Origin of the sequence: Euzebya pacifica (assembly GCF_003344865.1) — a bacterium.
Taxonomy (GTDB): domain Bacteria; phylum Actinomycetota; class Nitriliruptoria; order Euzebyales; family Euzebyaceae; genus Euzebya; species Euzebya pacifica.
Genome location: NZ_CP031165.1, coordinates 1,479,758 through 1,497,215 on the forward strand (window position 1 = coordinate 1,479,758; position 17,458 = coordinate 1,497,215).

Annotated in this window: 13 protein-coding genes and 1 pseudogene; 6 read left to right on the forward strand and 8 right to left on the reverse strand. The window is 71.7% G+C overall.

All coding sequences use genetic code 11. The annotated features are described in order from the left end of the window. Nucleotides 1-154 precede the first annotated feature (154 nt). Both DVS28_RS06085 and DVS28_RS06090 read left to right on the forward strand, forming a co-directional pair. Nucleotides 155-2,101, forward strand: a complete 1,947-nt coding sequence (locus DVS28_RS06085) for an EAL domain-containing protein (protein ID WP_164709998.1) — start codon at nucleotides 155-157, stop codon at nucleotides 2,099-2,101. A gap of 62 nt (nucleotides 2,102-2,163) precedes the next feature. Continuing rightward, nucleotides 2,164-2,613: a hypothetical protein gene (locus DVS28_RS06090; protein ID WP_114590669.1), complete on the forward strand. Its 450-nt coding sequence runs from the start codon at nucleotides 2,164-2,166 to the stop codon at nucleotides 2,611-2,613. Nucleotides 2,614-2,665: 52 nt separating this feature from the next. Here DVS28_RS06090 and DVS28_RS06095 read toward each other — a convergent pair whose 3' ends face one another. From DVS28_RS06095 to DVS28_RS06110, 4 genes are all read right to left on the reverse strand, one after another. After that, a complete protein-coding gene (locus tag DVS28_RS06095) occupies nucleotides 2,666-4,735 on the reverse strand; it encodes a thioredoxin domain-containing protein (protein ID WP_114590670.1) in 2,070 nt (689 codons plus the stop codon). A gap of 160 nt (nucleotides 4,736-4,895) precedes the next feature. Further along, on the reverse strand, nucleotides 4,896-5,312 hold the full coding sequence (locus tag DVS28_RS06100; RefSeq protein ID WP_114590671.1) for a very short patch repair endonuclease: 417 nt from the start codon (nucleotides 5,310-5,312) through the stop codon (nucleotides 4,896-4,898). A gap of 4 nt (nucleotides 5,313-5,316) precedes the next feature. Continuing rightward, a complete protein-coding gene (locus DVS28_RS06105) occupies nucleotides 5,317-6,486 on the reverse strand; it encodes a DNA cytosine methyltransferase (RefSeq protein WP_216826430.1) in 1,170 nt (389 codons plus the stop codon). Then, the gene (locus DVS28_RS06110) at nucleotides 6,483-7,634 is read right to left on the reverse strand and encodes a DNA cytosine methyltransferase (protein ID WP_164709999.1); all 1,152 of its coding nucleotides are present in this window, start codon (nucleotides 7,632-7,634) and stop codon (nucleotides 6,483-6,485) included. Before DVS28_RS06110 ends, DVS28_RS06105 begins: the two co-directional genes overlap by 4 nt. 96 nt (nucleotides 7,635-7,730) lie before the next feature. Between DVS28_RS06110 and DVS28_RS06115 the strand changes: the two genes are divergently transcribed. Both DVS28_RS06115 and DVS28_RS06120 read left to right on the forward strand, forming a co-directional pair. Further along, a complete protein-coding gene (locus DVS28_RS06115; RefSeq protein ID WP_114590673.1) occupies nucleotides 7,731-8,288 on the forward strand; it encodes an MBL fold metallo-hydrolase in 558 nt (185 codons plus the stop codon). Nucleotides 8,289-8,365: 77 nt separating this feature from the next. Beyond that, nucleotides 8,366-11,296 carry an AMP-binding protein gene (locus DVS28_RS06120; protein ID WP_216826431.1) on the forward strand — a complete coding sequence of 977 codons (2,931 nt, stop codon included), beginning with the start codon at nucleotides 8,366-8,368 and terminating at the stop codon, nucleotides 11,294-11,296. A 37-nt stretch (nucleotides 11,297-11,333) separates the two neighbouring features. Here DVS28_RS06120 and DVS28_RS06125 read toward each other — a convergent pair whose 3' ends face one another. Both DVS28_RS06125 and DVS28_RS30120 read right to left on the reverse strand, forming a co-directional pair. Continuing rightward, nucleotides 11,334-12,167, reverse strand: coding sequence for an ABC transporter permease (locus tag DVS28_RS06125; RefSeq protein ID WP_216826432.1), 834 nt, complete (start codon nucleotides 12,165-12,167; stop codon nucleotides 11,334-11,336). 1 nt (nucleotide 12,168) lies between these two features. After that, nucleotides 12,169-13,209: pseudogene (locus tag DVS28_RS30120) on the reverse strand (ATP-binding cassette domain-containing protein); the annotation flags it as partial. A 59-nt stretch (nucleotides 13,210-13,268) separates the two neighbouring features. Here DVS28_RS30120 and DVS28_RS06135 point away from each other — a divergent pair. Next, nucleotides 13,269-13,778 carry a MarR family winged helix-turn-helix transcriptional regulator gene (locus DVS28_RS06135; RefSeq protein ID WP_164710000.1) on the forward strand — a complete coding sequence of 170 codons (510 nt, stop codon included), beginning with the start codon at nucleotides 13,269-13,271 and terminating at the stop codon, nucleotides 13,776-13,778. On the opposite strand, the gene DVS28_RS06140 is transcribed toward DVS28_RS06135, so the two are convergent. Both DVS28_RS06140 and DVS28_RS06145 read right to left on the reverse strand, forming a co-directional pair. Further along, nucleotides 13,775-15,253 carry a GGDEF domain-containing protein gene (locus DVS28_RS06140; RefSeq protein ID WP_114590675.1) on the reverse strand — a complete coding sequence of 493 codons (1,479 nt, stop codon included), beginning with the start codon at nucleotides 15,251-15,253 and terminating at the stop codon, nucleotides 13,775-13,777. The two genes, DVS28_RS06135 and DVS28_RS06140, sit on opposite strands and share 4 nt — an antisense overlap. A gap of 31 nt (nucleotides 15,254-15,284) precedes the next feature. Then, entirely contained in the window at nucleotides 15,285-15,785 is a 501-nt protein-coding gene (locus tag DVS28_RS06145; protein WP_114590676.1) for an SRPBCC family protein, read from the reverse strand. A gap of 162 nt (nucleotides 15,786-15,947) precedes the next feature. Here DVS28_RS06145 and DVS28_RS06150 point away from each other — a divergent pair, with 162 nt between their 5' ends. Beyond that, on the forward strand, nucleotides 15,948-17,456 hold the full coding sequence (locus tag DVS28_RS06150) for a glutamate-cysteine ligase family protein (protein WP_114590677.1): 1,509 nt from the start codon (nucleotides 15,948-15,950) through the stop codon (nucleotides 17,454-17,456). The last annotated feature ends 2 nt before the right edge of the window (nucleotides 17,457-17,458 follow it).

Genomic DNA, 17,458 nt, shown 5'->3' on the forward strand with positions numbered 1-17,458 from the left:
CCGGGGCGCGAGGGGCGGGTCACGTCGAGGGTATCGACACCCACTGACAGGGTCCGGCTGACGTCGGGTCGCTGTGGATGGGTGACCGAGCTTGCATCGGAAGTTCCCGATGTCGATCCTTGACGCACGAAACGACGGGGAAGGACGAGCAGTCATGGGACCATGGGGCCTGTTCGCCGTCTCCGTGGTGGCCTACTCCGTCCTGCCGCTGGCGTTCGGCCTCGCGCGCTCGCCGAGTCGGTACCTGCTGACCTACGCCTACGTGGCCACTATCCTGACCATCGGCGGCCTGATCGGAGGCGTCCACGTCATCCCGCTTGCGGACGGCCTGACGTTGAACCCCGGGTCCATCGCCTACGCGGCGCTCGTGGCCAGCACCATGATCGCCACGATCTCCGCCAACGACATACGGGTGGTCCGCGACGTCATCCGGATCGTGGTGGTCGTGGACATCATCAAGGTGGCGGTGTTCTGGGTGACCCGCCGCGCCCTCGTCGAGGGGCTCCCCAACCCGTCCGGGGTGCCGGTCGACCTGTTCGAGGTCTCCCTCCGTGTCGTCGCCTTCGGCGGGGTGCTCATCGTGGGCGAGCTGTTCGTGCTGATGGTGCTCCTCGAGCGTGCCAAGCGCCTGGACCCGGAACGGCTCCTGCCGGTCGCCTGTGTGGTCGGCTTCGTGGCGGTGCTCTGCCTCGACGGGGTGTTGTTCCCGCTCGTGATCATCCCGACGTCCCCCGAGCTGGGGTCGGTGATCGCCGGCGGCGTGGCCGCCAAGCTGCTGCTCGCCCTGGCGTTCGCGGTCCCCATCACGCTGTTCCTGCTGCTGGCGCGGGATCGGGTGCGCGCCTATGGCCGCACGCGGTTGCCGCTGGGGCAGTTCCTCTTCGCGCCACGGGCCGAGCTCGAGGCCGCGTTCGACGAGCAGGCCCGGGTCCTGACCGAGACCACCGAACGTGAAGCACGGCATGTGGTTGCGTCGCAGGTGCTGGCCGACGTGCCGTCGGGGGCCCAGCCCGAGGACCTCCTCGAACGCGTCCTCGTGGCGGTCCGTCCGGTCCCGGGCGTACGTGGTGAGGTCGGGCTGCGCGTGATCGACGGGGCTGTCACGATCGGTTCCTGGGGGTTGTCGGACCGGATCGAGGACGGGGCCGTGACGGCGATCTACGCCAGACGGGCCCAGGGGCAGGCCGTGTGGATCGACGAGCTCCACGAGGTCGGTGCCGTCGCCTGCGTGCCGGTCGGCGAAGGGCCGGCCTACGCGGTGGTGGAGCTGCTGGTCGACCGCGCCGCCGGGGACGCCACGCTGGCGGAGCTGCAGACGATGCGCAACGAGCTGCGAGTCACCATCCGACCGACGGTCGCCGAGCTGCGTCGCCGCTGGGACGAACGCGCGTCGATGGCCTCGGTGCTGGAGTCGGCGTCGCTGTCGGTGGTCTTCCAGCCGATCGTGCGCCTCGACGACCGGTCGGTCGTGTCGTGGGAGGGGTTGTCGCGGTTCGAGCCGGGCGTGTCGGTGGAGGGTCGCTTCCGCGAGGCCGCACGGCTCGGGGTCGCGGTCGAGCTGGACCTCCTTGCCGCTCGGAGCATCCTGGAGGCTGCCGCCGACCTGCCGGAGGCGGCGCCTGTCGCCATCAACCTCTCGCCACGCACGCTGGGCAGCCCGGGGCTCCGGGACCTGCTGGAGTCGGCGGGACGACTGGTGGAGGTGGAGATCACCGAGCACGATCCGGTCAGGGACTACACCACGCTCCTGGAGCAGATGGCCGCGCTGGACGGCTTCGCCCGCCTGGTCGTGGACGACGCCGGTTCCGGCTATGCGTCGATGCAGCACATCCTGCGGCTGCGACCGCATGCGGTGAAGATCGACCGGGCGCTCGTCAGCGGAATCGACGGCGACCGGCCGCGTCAGGTCCTGGTGAGCGGACTGCTGTCCCTGGCAGAGGAGATCGGGGCCACGGTGATCGCCGAAGGGGTCGAGCGAGAAGAAGAGGCGACGGTCCTCCGCGAACTGGGTGTTCCCCTGGCACAGGGCTACCTGTTCGGCCGTCCTGCGCCCATGGCGTCGTGGCTCCGCCCACAGGCGGTCGACCAGCCCATCACGTGACCGGTCGGCCGGACAGGGGCCGCGGGGGCTCCGGATCCCCGGCTGCGTCATACTCCGCCGGGATGTTGATCCCCGCCGCCGTCCTTGCCGTCGCCGTCGAGCAGGAGGGGGTGATCGACAACATCTTCGTCTCGCCTCGGGTGCACGAGGCGACCGGTGGACTGGTCGTGCTGGCCATGCTGGTCACGACCGGATGGGTCGGCCGCCTCGCGCTGGCCAACCGCCCGATCGAGGGTGGGGCCCGCGTCAGCCTCATCGTCACCCAGATCCTGCTGATGGTGCAGGCCCTCATCGGCATCAAGCTGCTCGACCAGGGCCTCGGCGTGCTGCAGCTCTACATCCACTACGTCGGCGGCCTGATCCCCCTCGGCCTCTTCGTGGCTGCCGGCTGGGTGTCGTGGCGAGACCCCGCCGTCCGCACCCGCGCGATCGCGGTCCTCTCGGTGATCGGCACCCTCAGCGCGGGCATGGCCTTCGTCATCGGCCGCGCGTACGTCCAGGGCGGGCTCTGACCCGTGTCGTCTCCGTCGACCCGTCTGCGACTGGGCCGACACGCGGCGGGGGTCAGCCGGTGCGCTGGGCGGCCACCGCGGCGCTGAGCTGGCGGGCCAGCTCGTCGGGGTCGGTGGTGGGCCGCTCGCAGACGAACCCGCGGCACACGTAGGCCGTGGCGTTGCCGTCGAGGGTGGGGCGGTCGCGCAGCAGGGGCACCCCACCGTCGTCGGTGCCCGAGCCGACGGCCACGACGACACCCGGTCGCCACGTGTCGCGGACGACCGCCAGCAACTGTTCGGCGTCCTCGCCGACGATCGCCACCTCCAGCGGGCCGGACAGCAGGCGCTCGGCGGCGGTCGCCAGCTCGCCGTAGCCCAGCGGGGCAAGGGGCAGCTGCCCGCCGAACCGTGACACCGTGGCCACGGCCCGGTCGCGGGCGTCCAGGTCGCCGTCGAGGGCGGCCAGGCGGGCGTTGACCTCCACCATCACGCTCGACCCGGCGGGCTGGGCGTTGTCCCACAGGTCCAGCGGGCGGACGACCAGCTCGGGGCCGTCGGCGGTCGCGGCTGCGGCGGTTGCGTAGTAGGCCCCCTCGCCGTCGGCGAACTCCGCCTCCACCCGGGTGGCCAGGTCGCGGGCCCAGTCGACCAGATGCGGGTCCGGGTCGGCCTCGTACAGCACCAGCAGGGCGCGGGAGAGCAGGGCGAGGTCCTCCAGGAGGGCCGGAACGCTGGCCTCGTGTCCCGGCGACCACGTGTGGTGCAGCACCCCGTCGACCACCATCGTCTGCTCGATGAAGTCGACGGCTCGCCGGGCCGCCTCGACCCAGCGGGGTTCGTCCATGACCGCACCGGCCTCGGCGAGGGCGGCGATGGCGAGGGCGTTCCAGCTGACCAGCACCTTGTCGTCCAGCCCCGGCGGCACCCGCAGGGACCGGCGCTCGGCGAGGGACTGGCGGACGGCTGCCCAGCGACGCGCGAAGCCGGGGTCGTCCTCCTCGAACGGCACGACCTCGTGCAGCACGTTGGCGCGGGGCGGGGCGTGGCCGTGCGGGTCGTGCCAGTTGCCCTCGGCAACCACGCCGAACCGCTCGCGCCACTTCGCGACGTCCTCGCCGACGGCGACGATGGCCTCGTCGAACTCCTCGGCGGTCCACACGAAGTACTTGCCCTCCACGCCCTCGGAGTCGGCGTCGGTTGCGGAGGAGAACCCGCCCTCGGGCTGCTGCAGGTCGGCCAGCAGGTACTCGGCGATGTCGGTGACCATCCGGCGGAAGCGGGGCTGGCCGGTGATCTGCCAGCCGTGCACGTAGGCGCGCAGCAGCAGGGCGTTGTCGTACAGCATCTTCTCGAAGTGGGGAACCAGCCACATCTCGTCGGTGGAGTACCGGGCGAACCCGCCGCCGACGTGGTCGTGGATGCCGCCACGGGACATGCGCTCCAGGGAGTGCACGGCCGCCGACAACGAGTCGGGGTCGCCGGTGCGGACGTGATGGGCCAGCAGGAAGTCGATGGTCATCGCCTGCGGGAACTTCGGGGCGGACCCGAATCCGCCGTTGGTCCGGTCCCAGCGGGCCACGATGCGCTCCGCGGCGGTGTCGAGGACGCTCGCGTCGACCTCGGCGGCATCGGGCAGGGTCTGCTGCTGGCTGAGGTGCTGGACGACGAGGGATCCCTGCTCGAGCACCTTGTCGCGTTCGTTGGCCCACGACCCGGCGACGGCGGCGAGGACCTGGCGGAACGACGGCATGCCGGGGCGTGCGTCCGCCGGCCAGTACGTCCCGCCGTAGAAGGGGGTGCCGTCGGCGGACAGGAACACGCTCATCGGCCAACCACCGTGGCGGGTCATCGCCTGGACCGCGGACATGTAGACGGCGTCGACGTCGGGCCGCTGCTCGCGGTCGACCTTGATGTTGACGAAGTCGGCGTTCATCGCCGCAGCCGTTTCGGCGTCCTCGAAGGACTCGTGGGCCATGACGTGGCACCAGTGGCACGAGGAGTAGCCGACGGAGAGGAAGATCGGCACGTCACGCTGGCGGGCTTCCTCGAAGGCCTCGTCACCCCATTCGTGCCAGTTGACGGGGTTGTCGGCGTGCTGACGGAGGTACGGGGAGGAGGACCCGGCGAGTCGGTTGGCCATGGCTCGACGGTACCCGGCAGCCCCACGCCCCCCACACCCCGGCGCGTGTCGGGTGTTCACGACGGGCGGCCCGACATCCGACAAGCGGATGCAGGCCGACCTCGGCCGACCCTGTCGCGTGTCGGGTGTTCACGACGGGCGGCCCTACACCCGACACGCATCAGGGGGTGCGGGACCGGACGGCGGCCTGGACGCGGTCGGCCGCCTCGACGGGGTCGACGTGCTCCCAGATCCGCACGACCGCCCATCCCGCTTCGGCCAGCCGGCGATCGGTGTCGGCGTCGCGGGCGACGTTGGTGGCCAGCTTGTCCGCCCACCAGCCGGCGTTGTTGGCCGGGGCGGTGCCGTGCTCGGGGCAGGCGTGCCAGAAGCAGCCGTCGACGAACACCGCCACCTTCGGGCCGAGGAACGCCAGGTCCATCCTCCGCCGCGTCCCCGGAACGGGGTGGTGCACCCGATACCGCATGCCCCGTCGGTGCAGCAGCCGACGGAGCGCCATCTCTGGCTTGGTGTCGGTCGACCGCTGGGCCGACAGCCGACGGCGGGTGCCCTCGTCGCGGGGGACCGGACCCTCCATCGGCCTAGGCCGCGGACCGGTCGGCGTCGGCGGCGGCCATCCGGGCCAGGTGGGCGTCCAGCGCATCCTCCAGCAGCGACTTGCGGCGCAGCGTCCCCGAGCGATATCGCCGGAGGAAGCCCTCGGTCGCCCGACGGGACAGCGGCACCAGCGGATGGTCGAGGAAGTCCATCAGCGGTGGCCGGTCCAGCACGACAGGAAAGGGGCCGGCCGGCACCGCGACCGGGGGCCGACCCGGCGCGCCGTGGGCAGCCTTCGGCCAGCGATCGGCCAGCGGTGACTCGGCGTCGGCGAACAGGTAGCCGCCCGGCTCGGACAGCCGCCGGCCCACCCAGGTCGACACCGGCACCGAGACGGCGTTGCCGACCAGCCGCCAGCGATACCGGTCCTTGGCCACCTCAGCCGCCGGGGCGGTCCAAGCCGAGGGGAACCCCTGCAGCCGCTCGGCGTCGCGCAGGTCGGGGGTCCCCACCGTGCCGTCCGGACAGAGGATCGCCGGGGGAGAGGCCACGCCGACCGACGACCCGCCCTTGATCGGCGGCACCGCGTCGACCGCCCAGCCGAGCGCCCGGGTTCCCTCGGTCCAGTAGAAGCCGTGCGCCGGCCGGTCGGTCCCCACCGACGGCGCCGGACCGTCGTCGGCCAGCAGCACCTCCCGTGGGTCACCGACCCGGCTGGCCACGATGACCACGCGCCGACGTCGTTGTGGCAGGCCGAACGCCTGGGTGTCGACGACCCGGTAGGCCCAGGCGTAGCCGAGCTCCTCCAGCGCCCCGACGACCAGACGCATCGCCTTGCCCTTGTCGAGGTGCAGCAGGAACGGGACGTTCTCCATCACCACCCAGTCCACGGGTCGACGCTCGAGCAGCCGGAAGACCTCGCCGACCAGCTTGGACTTCGTGCCGCTGATGCCACCCTTGCGGCCGACCGAGCTGAGGTCCTGACAAGGGAACCCCGCGGTCAGCAGGTCGACCTCGGCGGGCAGGTCGGCGATCTCCCGCACGTCGGGTACGACCGGGGCGTCCATGTGTGCCGCCAGCACCGCCCGGGCCTCGGGCAGCAGCTCGGCCAGCAGCACCGCCTCGTGCCCGGCCGCCGACAACCCCAGCTCGATCCCGCCGATCCCCGCGAACAGTCCGGCCACCCGCAAGGCGCGCCCACCGGCAGCGATCACGACAGCACCTCCGCGCCGATGGCCTCGGTCAGCCGGGGTGGGACGGCGTTGCCGATCGCCAGGGCCAGCTGGCCGCGCTTGCGGATGGAGGAGAAGTCGACGTGGTCGGGGATGTGCTGCAGCCGAGCAGCCTCGTGGGCGGTGATGGTCCGTGGCCTCGTCGGATGCACGTACCGACCCATGCACATGGAGTAGAAGCCGCGGGTGATCGTCTGGGCCGGCTGGTCGGGCCGCATCCGGCCGTAGATCGACACATACGAGTGGTCGCCCCGGTGGCAGGCCGGCCGCAGCTCGTTGGGCAGGTCGTAGACGTCGTGGTCGAACAGGTAGGCGATCCGCTCTCGCGTCGTGGCGGCCGAGCGGGCGCGCTGGTCCACGAGGCGGTCGGTCTCGACGTCCGCCAGGTCGTCGATCGCCCACGCCACGCCACGACTCGGTCGCCGGTGGCGCTGCACCACCTCCGCCAACGACACCGACGCCCGCCGGGTGGCCAGCAGCACCAGCCGACGACGACGCTGGGCGACCCCCAGGTCCGACAGGTCCACGACCTCCACCGACACGCCGTACCCCAGCCCGCGGAGGTGCTCGACGGTGCGGTCGACCACCCCGGAGCGGTCGGCACGGGCGCCGGGCACGTTCTCCACCACCACCGTGTCGGGGGCCAGCACCTCCGCCGCCCGGGCCATGCGCAGGTACAGCTCGTTGCGGTCGTCGCGGTGGCGGGTGGCGTTGTTCAGCGCCGAGTGGCCCTGGCAGGGCGGCCCGCCGACCAGCACGTCGACGTCCCCGACTCGTCGCCGCAGGGCCCGCTCCGCAGTAGTCGCCCGAGCACCCAGGGCCCCGTCGACCAGGGACGTCACGTCCTCGGTGGTGACATCGGCGGAGGGGAACACGCTGGAGAACACGCCCAGCGCGGCCGGGTCGCGGTCGACGGCCAGCGCGACGTCGACCGGACGACCGACGGCCGCAGCCGCCTGCGACAGCCCCAGCGACAACCCGCCGATCCCCGCGAACAGGTCGACCACGCGGACGGGCGCCCCGTCGGGCCGCGTCGGCGGCCGGATCGACCGCAGCGCCGCCTGATCAGCATCAGCCGGGGCCGGGGCGTCGGCGGGCGACAGGACGTCGGTGGACAGGGCGGTGGACACTGCCGCCAACTGTGACATGCCCGTCGCGGGGCCCCGGGGAGGCGCCGACACCGATCACCCCTTGCCCTGCAGCCACGCAGCCGGTCAACTGCCTCCATGACCGCTGAGCTGACCATCCTGTTCGAGGGCTACGTGGGACCGCGCGTCGCCGGCACCGTGTCGCTTGTCCGCGACGGCGATCGCGTGATCGTCCACGACCCCGGGATGGTGCCCGGCCCCTCCTCGATCCTGGATCCGCTGCAGGCAGCCGACATCCACCCCGAAGAGGTGACGGACCTGGTGATCTCCCACCACCATCCCGACCACACCCGCTGGATGGGGCTGTTCCCGATCGCGGTGCTGCACGACTACTGGGCGTCCTACGACGGGGACGTGTGGGACTCCCGTCCGGCCGAGGGGGTGCAGCTGACCCCGTCGGTCACGCTGCTGGAGACGCCCGGCCACACCCGCGAGGACATCACCACCCTGGTGGAGACCGACGCGGGCACCGTCGCGCTCACCCACCTGTGGTGGACCGCGTCCTCGGAGTCCGATCCCCGTGGCACCGACCTCGACGCCCTGCACCAGCACCGGGCCCGCGTGCTCGAGCGGGCGGTCCGCATCGTCCCCGGGCACGGCCCCGCCTTCGACGTCAGCGACGAAACTCCTCGTTGATCCCGCACGGTCGATCCGGTCCGGACGACCGTGTCCGGCTCGCCCGTCGGTCCTGACGTCGACTACCGTCAACCACCATGGCTGCCCTGATGCCGACCCGACTGGTCAAGTCCGCCTTGCGGCTGGGCATGGCGACCCAGAACGCCCTGGAGGTGGCCCGCTTCGGTGGCCTGGACACGGGGGAGGACTCGAGCCCGTACGACGTCGTGGGCCGCACTCCCGTCTACCGGCTGCGACGCTACTTCCCCGAGACCGGTGGGCAGGGTCGGCCACCCCTCCTCCTCGTCCCACCGCTGATGCTGTCCACCGAGGTCTACGACGTCGCCCCACACGTGTCGGGTGTCCGGGCGCTCCACGAGATGGGCGTCGACCCGTGGGTCGTGGACTTCGGGGCACCGGAACACGAGGAGGGCGGCCTCCAGCGCACACTGGCCGACCACGTCCTTGCGGTTTCCGACGCCATCGACCGGGTCCGCCGCGCCACCGGCCGCGACATCCACCTCGGGGGCTACTCCCAGGGCGGCATGTTCTGCTACCAGACGACCGCCTACCGGCGGGGCGAGGGCATCGCCAGCCTGATCACCTTCGGGTCCCCCGTCGACGTGCACCTGCTGTCCCCAGCGGGCCTGCCCGTCGCCCAGCTCGCCGAGGCCGCCACGGCGATCGCCAACACCGTGCTGTCGCGCACATCGGTCCCGGCCGGGTTGTCGCGCCGTGCGTTCCAGCTGCTGGACCCGCTGAAGACCGTCCGTGCCCGCGTCGACTTCCTGATGCAGCTGCACAACCGCGAGGCCCTGCTCGAGCGCGAGGGCAGCCGCCGGTTCCTCGAGCAGGACGGCTGGGTCGCCTGGCCCGGACCAGCGGTCGCGGAGTTCGCCACCCAGTTCCTGGCCCACAACCGCCTGCTCTCGGGCGGGTTCGTCATCGGCGATCGGATGGTCACGCTGGCCGACATCGCGGTGCCGATGCTGGCCGTCGTCGGCAGCGTCGACGAGATCGCCAACGCACCGGCAGTGCGGGCCGTCCGGCGGGCCGCGCCCATGGCCGACGTGTGGGAGCTGACGCTCCACGCAGGCCACATGGGGCTCGTCGTCGGCAACGGCGCTCGGCAGCACAGCTGGCCCGTGGTGGCCGACTGGGTCCACTGGCAGGAGGGCACGGCCGACCGTCCCGTGCAGATCACCGAGCTCACCGAGGACCACGACGACGACAGCACCGCCTCGGCCGTCGAGGTCGTCACCGACGTCGCGATCAGCGCCGCCCATGTCGCCGCCGAGTCCGCGATCAGCGCCACGAAGGCCCTGCGCGGCGTCTTCGGGGAAGCCATCGACCAGCTGCCACGGCTGGCCCGGCTGGACCGGGTGGAGGCCGACACGCGGGTGTCGTTCGCGCTGCTGCTGGAGGAACGGGCACGCCGCCACCCCGACGACACCTTCTTCCTGTTCGACGGACGCGGGTACTCCTACGCCGAGGCGCTGCGCCGGGTCGACGCGATCACCCGCGGGTTGCTCGGCCTCGGTGTGCGGCAAGGCGAACACGTCGGCGTGCTGATGGGCACCCGCCCGACGGCCGTCGCGCTGGTCACGGCCCTCAGCCGTGTCGGTGCCGTCGCCGTCATGCTGCGCCCCGACGGTGACATCCCGCTGGAGATCGGCCTCGGACAGGTCAGCCGGATCATCGCCGACCCCGACCACGCGACGGATGCCATGGCGGTGTGGCCCGGACAGGTGCTCGTCCTGGGCACCGGCGGGGACCGCGACCGGACGCTGCCCGACGGCGTGGTCGACATGGAGCTCATCGACCCCAACCGCGTTGCCCTGCCGGGCTGGTACGCACCCAACCAGGGGCGGGCCCGCGACCTCGCGCTCGTCCTGTTCACCTCCCGCGGCGAGCGGACCCGCGCCAACCGAATCACCAACGGCCGCTGGGCGCTGTCGGCCTTCGGTACCGCCAGCGCGGCGTCGTTGGGCAGCGCCGACACGGTCTACGCCGTCTCGCCGCTGTACCACCCGGCGACCCTGCTGACCGCCATCGGCGGCGCGGTCGTGTCGGGCGCACGGCTCGCGGTCGCACCGGACTTCACCCCGACCCGGTTCTGGGACGAGGTGCGACGCTACGGCATCACCGCCGTCTCCTACACGTGGACGATGCTCGGTGACCTGCTCGACGCACCGCCGAGCCCGGCCGAACGCCACCATCCGATCCGGCTGTTCTTCGGGTCGGGCATGCCCAGCGGCTTGTGGGAACGGGTGCTCGACCGCTTCCGGCCCGCCCGCGTGCTGGAGTTCTACGCCCACACCGAGGGCGAGACGGTCCTGGCCAACCTGACGCGCGACAAGGTCGGCGCCATGGGCCGGCGGCTGCCCGGCACCGCCGAGGTGGCCGTGGCGGCATGGGACCCCGAGACGGGGCAGCTGCAGTCGGCCCCCGACGGGTTCGTCCGCCGCGCCGACCCCGACGAACCCGGGGTCCTGCTGGCCCGCGTCGGTCGCGGCCGGACCGACGTCCGGGGTCGCCTGCTGCGAGGCGTCTTCACCCGTGGCGACGCCTGGCTGTGGACCGGCGACGTGTTCAGCGAGGATGTCGACGGCGACCTGTGGCTGCTCGGCAACAGCGCGTCGTTGATCCGGACCGCCGACGGTGTGGTGTATCCCCGACCGGTCCAGGCGGCGCTGGAGTCCGACGACGCCGTTGACCTGTGTGCGGTCTACGGCGTCCGGCCGGAGGGCAGCGACACGGCGGTCACGGTCGCAGCGGTCACCGTTCGCCCCGGTCGAGAGCTGACCGCCGACCGCATCCGCCGGGCCCTGTCTCCCGTGGACGGGACGTCGTGGCCCACCGCGATCCGCGTGCTGGAGCGGATGCCACGGTCGGCCCACTACCGGGTGCACACCGGACCGCTGCGTGCCGAGGGACTGCCCGAGGACCTGGTCGGCTGGGTCTGGGACGACGAGACCGGCACCTACGTCCCGGCCACGCCGGCCGCGGTCGGCACGCTCGCCGGCTGAGCCGACAGGAGGCCCAGCCGGGCCGCCCGGGGGCGTGCTAGGCCGACGCCCGGCGGTACCCGCGGATGGCCAGCGGGATGAAGACCGCCAGCAGCGCGGCGATCCACAGCAACGAACCGATGACTGACCGGGTCGTGTCGGCGATACCGATCTGCGCGGCGATCGCCGGATCCATGGGCGGCAGGGCGAGGCCACGGACGGCGTTGACCAGCATCGTGACGGGCTGGTTGTTGGCGAAGGCCTGGAGCCAGCCCGGCATCGACGCGGTGGGCACGAAGGCGCTGGAGGCGAACACCAGCGGGAAGACCCAGATGAACCCGGCGGTCTGGGCGGTCTCCGCGGTCGTCGCCCGCAGGCCGATGTTGGCGCTGATCCACGAGAACGCGTGGCCGAACAGCACCACCAACGCGATGGCCAGCAGGGCGTTGAGCAGGCCGTTCTGGAAGCGGAAGCCGATGATGTAGCCGACGGCCACCATCAACGTGACGGTGAACAACCCACGCGTGGAGTCCGCGATCGTGCGGCCCGCGAGCACCGCCGAGCGGGCCATCGGCAGGGACCTGAACCGGTCGACCATTCCTTGGCTGAGGTCCTCGTGCAGGACGATCCCGGTGTTGGTGGACCCGAACAGCGCCGTCTGGGCGAAGATGCCGGGCAGGAGGAAGTTGATGTAGTTGTCGACGCCGGGGATCTCGAGCGCCCCACCGAAGACGAAGTTGAACAGCAGCACGAACATGATCGGCTGGATGGTGGAGAACACGACCAGCTGCGGTGAGCGAACCAGCTTGAGCAGGTTGCGCTGGGTCATGAGCCCGATGTCGGTGAAGGTGTTGCCGACGGGGGCCGTCGATGTCTGGACGAGGGCGGTCACTTGCTGGCCTCCTGCGTTGCGGTCGCCGACATGGCCGTCGGGGGGTGGTGGGAGCGCCGGCGGGCTGGTCGTCGGCGGTGAGGGTCAGGAAGACCTCGTCGAGGGTGGGGCGGCGCAGCTGGATGTCGAGCAGCTCCACCGATGCGGCGTCCAACGCACGGACCGCGGCGATCAGCTTGGTGGCGCCGTCGGCGACGGGCACGACGACCTCGCCGGCGTCGACGTCGGTCCGGGGGGTCTCCACGGCGATTCCGGCCAGGGCGGCGGCCGCATCCTCGGTCCGGGCCGGGTCGGCGACGCGAAGCTCGATGACGTCACCGCCGAGGGTCGCCTTCAGCTCGTCGGCGGTGCCCTCGGCGATCAGCGACCCGTGGTCGATCACGGCGATGCGGTCGGCCAGCTGGTCGGCCTCCTCCAGGTACTGGGTGGTCAGCAGCAGGGAGGTTCCGTCGCCCACGAGCTCGGTGATCAGCTGCCACAGCTCGATGCGCGACCGCGGGTCCAGGCCGGTGGTCGGCTCGTCCAGGAACAGCACACGCGGACGGCCGACGAGGCTGGCCGCCAGGTCGAGGCGTCGCCGCATGCCACCGGAGTAGGTCTTGACGGGGCGGGTCGATGCCTCGGTCAGGCTGATGCGCTCCAGCACCTCGTCGGCGCGTCGGGCAGCTTCTGCCTTGCCCAGGCGGTAGAGCCGGCCGACCATGACGAGGTTCTCCCGACCGGTCAGGTCGCCGTCGACCGCGGCGTACTGCCCGGCCAGGCCGATCTGGCTGCGCAGGGCTTGCGCCTGCTCCACCACGTCGAGCCCCGCGACCGTCGCGCGGCCGCTGGTGGGCTGCAGCAGGGTCGTGAGGACGCGGACGAGGGTGGTCTTCCCGGCGCCGTTGGGGCCGAGCAGCCCGAGGACGGTGCCCTCGGCAACCTCGAGGTCGACACCCCGCAGGGCGTGGACGTCGCCGAAGGACTTGGTGATTCCCTCGACGCGGATGATGGGTTCTGGCACGACGACGCTCCCGGTCGGCAACGGACAACTTCGAGCCATGCTGCCACTGTCCTTGAGGTTTGCAACCATTGATGTTGGCCACTATTATCGGTCCCCAGATGGACACCTCCTCCGCATGGTGCAAGGCGCCCGACGACGAGCCGCTCGGCAAGCAGGTCTCGCGGATGCTCTTCGAGCTGACCGGGCGCATGCGTGCGCACCTGGCGGCGGTTGCCGATGCGGTCGAGCTGACCCCGATGCAGGCCAGGGCGCTGCACCACCTGGCCGAGCCCTGCCCGATGGGTGAGGTGGCCACCCGGCTGCACTGTGATCGGTCCAACGTGACCGGCATCGTGGACCGGCTGGAGGAGCGAGGGCTGGTCGAACGGCGTCAGGACCCCACCGACCGGCGACGTCGGATGCTGGCCACCACCCCCGCGGGCGACCGGGTCCGGCAGCAGATGGCCGAGCTCATGGTGGCCGGCCACCCGATCCTCGCAGGGCTGTCGGTCGAGCAGCAGGCCGAGCTCCGCGACCTGCTCGCCACGGTCCTCGGCGCCAGCGAGCGCTCCCCGTCGCCGGAGATCACCGCGGCCGACATGGCCACGGCAGATCGGCTGAACCCCTAGGTCGCGGCGGTGGTCAGGTCGCTGGGGTCGTCCAGCGGGATCTGTCGCTGACGCAGTCCCATGTCCGCCGACCAGGACGTGACGAAGACCGGCTGCGGCGTTCGTGCAGGGTCACGGGCGATGGGGGCGGACCGCTTGGCTGTGTACATCGCGGCGTCGGCGCGGGCCAGGAGGGCGTCTGCGGACTCCTGGTCGGTGCGGCTGGCCAGACCGATGCTGGCGCCGACCCACAGCGTCTCGCCGTCGATCACCAGCGGCCTGGACAGCGCGTGCTCCAGTCGCTCGATGACCTCGGCGACCGTCGTCTGCGACACCGCTCCCGGCAGCACGACGAGGAACTCGTCGCCGCCGAGGCGGCCCACGACGTCGTCGGTGCGCACCGCGGTGCGCAGGCGCACGCTGACGTGCACCAGGACCTCGTCGCCGACGTCGTGCCCGTGCCGGTCGTTGATGGCCTTGAAGCCGTTGAGGTCCACGAAGAGCAGCGTCACGTGCTGCCCGTCGGCCACGGCTCGGCTGACCGATCGCTGGATGGCCCGTCGGTTCTCCAGCAGGGTCAAGGCATCGGTGTGGGCTGCCTCGTGCAGCGCCATCGTGATCTCGTCGTTCTCCCGGATGACCTGCGACACCCGCCAGAGGAGCAGGACCGCCAGCAGCGGCAGGCCCACAACACTGCCTGCGCTGGCCAGCCAGCCGCTGCGGATGCCGTGGACGCTGTTCAGCCCGGTCAGCAGCAGCAGGCCGATGCCGATCATGGCGAGCCGTGGGCGGTGCGTGCGCTGGGGGGTGCTCGGCCGGATCAGGTCGGCGGCGTCGTGGGCCAGCGGGCTGACCAGCACGAGGACCCGCGCCATGAACGCCACGACGCTGATCCACGCGTCCGGGACGAGCTCGCCGCGGAACATCGCGGCGACCAGGGCGAGGGTCACGCCGAGGCACAGCACGGTCAGCGCCCGGGGCTTGGCTCCCGGACTCGTGGCCAGGCCCACGATGATGCTCATGATGAGGGTGGACAGGACCACCACCGTGGCCGTCCCGGTGTCGAGGGCGCCGCCGTCGGGCCCGATCATCACCGTCCACAGGACGACACCGACGGCCAGGCTGACGAACAACGTGTCGACCAGGCTGTCGCTGCGGCCCTCGTGGCGGGCACGCATCCGCAGCAGCCGGATCCCCGTCAGCGTGCCAAGGGCGTAGGTCACGATGTAGAAGGGCGTGGACGCGTCGGCTCGCCCGGTAACGGCCACCGACAGGTCGCCCAGGGGAAGCGCGGCCATGGTCAGGAACAACCCGACCCAGATGTGGCGGCCGGGGAGCTGCCACGCCCGCACGACGAAGACGGCGAGCAACACCACGGTGCCGAGGGCGCGCAACCCGTACAGGAGCACCGGATCACCCTGCAGCGAATGGAGGATCGCGAACACCAGGGCGGCGCCCGCTACCCCCACGTCCCGTCCCAACCCGTTCGGCTTCACACCATCTCTCTCGGCTCGATCGAGATCGACTTTAGCGGCCCGGTCGGTCCCGATCCCGCCGCCGGCACATGCGCAGGTCGGCCATGTCGGCCCCCCTTGCCTCCGCCGCGGCGAGGTCGAGCAGCCGATCGAGCGCCCAGCCGGCCAGCGGGGTGTAGGCGACCAGCGCGGGGGCAGCCAGCACGCTCGGGGCGGACCACTCGAGGGTCACGGCCACACGCGTCGAGCCGCCGTCGGCGATCAGGTCGTGCCGGGAGGTGATCGGGCCGAGCACGGGGACGTGTGCGTCCATGGTCCACGAGCGACCGGGGTCGACCGCGGTGATGGTCAGGGGCAGCCCCAACCGAGACAGCGGGGAGACGATCCGCAACGCCTGCCCGACCTCGATGGGGCCGGCGGCACTCCCGTCGGCACCTTCCACGTGCCACATGTGCGGCGCCCATGCCGGCCAGCAGGAGGGCTGGGCCATCAGGTCCCAGACTCGACCGGCGGGTGCCTCTCCCGTTCGCGCGATCGTCCTCGAGGTGGTCACGGTCGCACTCTAACCGCCGTGTGGTCGTGTCAATCGTGCTGTCGCCAGCAGCCCGGGAGGGCGGGAGCGCTGGAGTAGGCTCATCGGACCCGCAGGCCCGGCACGGCCAGCCGGCGTGGCCGACCGGGCCGCAAGACGACGACTGCAGCAAGGGGCCGATGCATGGGCCGCGACATCGACACCATCCAGTTCACCCGCGAGGACCGGCGGCGGTACCGCGAGAAGGTCAAGATGTGCCTGCGCGTGCTGGAGGGGCTGATCGACGCGGGGCGGTTCTCCACCGGCCGACGAACCCTGGGGGTCGAGCTCGAGGTCTACCTGACCGACGACCGTGCACAGGTGCTGCCGGTCAACGCCGAGGTGCTGGCAGCGCTCGCCTCACCGGACTTCCAGACCGAGCTGGCCCAGTTCAACATGGAGTTCGCCACACCGCCGCGACCGGTCCAGGGAGACTGCTTCGTGCAGGTCGAGGACGAGCTTCGCCAGTCCCTGATCCGCGCATCGGCCAAGGCGGAGGACTTCGACGCCCACGTGGTCATGATCGGGATCCTCCCGACCCTCACCGACTTCGACGTCACCGAGCAGAACCTGTCGGCCAACCCGCGCTACAAGGCCCTCAACGACGCCATCCTGAACGCGCGTGGCGAGGACCTCATCATCCACATCGAGGGTGACGAGACCCTGTCGACGGTCACCAACTCGATCCTGTTCGAGGCCGCCTGCACGTCGATGCAGCTGCACCTGCAGGTCGACCCCGACGACTTCGCCCGGTACTGGAACGCTGCCCAGGTCGTGTCCGGTCCGCTGGTCGCCATGGCCGCCAACTCCCCGTTCTTCCTCGGCAAGCGCCTGCACCACGAGACCAGGATCGCGCTGTTCGAGCAGGCCACCGACACCCGAACCGAGGAGCTCGCCGAGCAGGGTGTGCGCCCGAGGGTCTGGTTCGGCGAGAAGTGGCTGACCCAGGGGGTGCTGGAGCTGTTCGAGGAGAACGTGCGCTACTTCCCCTCGCTGCTGCCGATCACCGAGGCCACCGACCCCGACGAGATCCTCGCGTCCGGTGACATCCCCCGGCTGGAGGAGCTGACGCTGCACAACGGCACGGTGTACCGCTGGAACCGTCCGGTGTACGACATCGCGGGTGGGCGGCCACACCTGCGGATCGAGAACCGGGTGCTGCCCGCCGGTCCCACGGTGATCGACTGCGCCGCCAACGTCGCGCTGTACTACGGGCTGCTCGCCGGGCTGGCCGACACCCAGGCGCCGGTGTGGCCGGAGATGAGCTTCACCGCCGCGGAGGACAACTTCTTCGCCGCCGCCCGCTACGGCATCGGCGCGGAGCTGTACTGGCCCGGCATCGGCATGGTCGGGGCCCAGGAGCTGATGCTGCGGCACCTGATCCCGCTGGCCCAGCGAGGCCTGGAGGCCTGGGACATCGACGCCTCCGACATCGACCGCTACCTGTCCATCATCGAACGGCGGGCGGTGACGGGTCGCAACGGCGCGGTCTGGCAGATCGAGGCGTTCGACCACGTGCTGGAGTCCCACGGCCTGTCACGTGCGGCGGCCCGGGAAGCCGTCACCACGCGCTACACCGAGCTGCACCAGCAGGGCGAGCCGGTCCACACCTGGCCGGTCACCGCTGGGGACGCCCTCGGGAACGGGGCGTAGCG